The sequence below is a fragment of the Spirosoma agri genome (assembly GCF_010747415.1).
GTDB classification, from domain to species: Bacteria; Bacteroidota; Bacteroidia; order Cytophagales; family Spirosomataceae; genus Spirosoma; species Spirosoma agri.
The window spans coordinates 1-1,129 of record NZ_JAAGNZ010000022.1; the positions used below are offsets into that span (position 1 = coordinate 1).

The 1,129-nt window shown below is 65.0% G+C and carries 1 protein-coding gene; it reads left to right on the plus strand.

The genetic code is table 11. From position 1 onward, the window contains the following. Nucleotides 1-1,129 (plus strand): putative Ig domain-containing protein (locus GK091_RS29290; RefSeq protein WP_246202476.1); only part of this gene is annotated, 1,129 nt, incomplete at both ends.

The window sequence follows — 1,129 nt, forward strand, 5'->3', positions numbered from 1 at the left end:
TACCGGCGAGACGACGCCCAGTATCTCGGTGCGTGCAGCCGGAACCTATTCAGTGACCCTCACCAGTGGTAATGGCTGCACGGCTAGTGCCAATGTGGTTATCGGTCAGGACCAGCAGGTGCCTACCGCCAGCATCGCAGCGAACCCATCGCTGACCATCGCCCAGGGCCAGTCGGCTACGCTCACCGCTTCGGCTTCCGGTAGTCCGGTGCCCTTGGGCTTCCGCTGGTCAACGGGCGAGATAACGCCTAGCATCGCCGTCAGCGCGGCCGGACCTTACTCAGTCAGCGTCACGGGGGCCAATGGCTGTTCGGCTACGGCCTCGGCGGTGCTCAGTTTGACCAGTGGACCCGTCGTGGAGGCTCCCTTCGCCATCACGGCCGTGACTACCCTCAACTGTACCCCCGTCCTGCCTAACCGCTACAGCATCAGCTTCACGCCCCGCTACAGCGGCCTGACCGGTCAGCCTGTTGCCTTTCGCGTAGTCAACGAGCTGCTGCCCACCACCGAGCCAGGACCCTACACCATCCAGCTCTACTCGGACAACCCCCGCATCCGTATCAGCGCGGTGCAGACCGGCACGTCCGGGGCGGCCACCTTTGATTATGACTGGCTGGCGGCTTGTCTAGCCTCGACGGCAGCTAACACTCCGCCCCGCCTGGTGACGGCCATACCGCCCCAATCGGCTACCGTGGGCGTGGGCTACAGCTACGTCATTCCCCAGGGTACCTTCACCGACGACCAGACGCCGGGGAGCCTGCGGCTGAGTGCCCAGGGGCTGCCCCCCGGCATCAGTCTGTCGGGCTATACCCTGTCAGGCGTGGCGTCCACCACCGTGGGCAGTCCGTTTCGGGTGATCCTGACGGCCACCGATCCGGGTACCCTGAGTGTGAGCACGAGCTTCGGCTTGGCGGTGGCCCCGGCTTCCATCGAGCCCCCGCAGCCCAGCCAACCCTTCGCCATCACGGCCGTAAGCCTGCTGAACTGTACGCCGATCGCTGACCGGATCAACATCAACTTTAGTCCCCGCTACGTGGGTCTGACCGGCCAGCCCATCGCCTTCCGGATCGAGAACGAGCTGGCGGCCACCAATGAGCCGGGTCCCTACTCACTGACGCTATACCGGGAT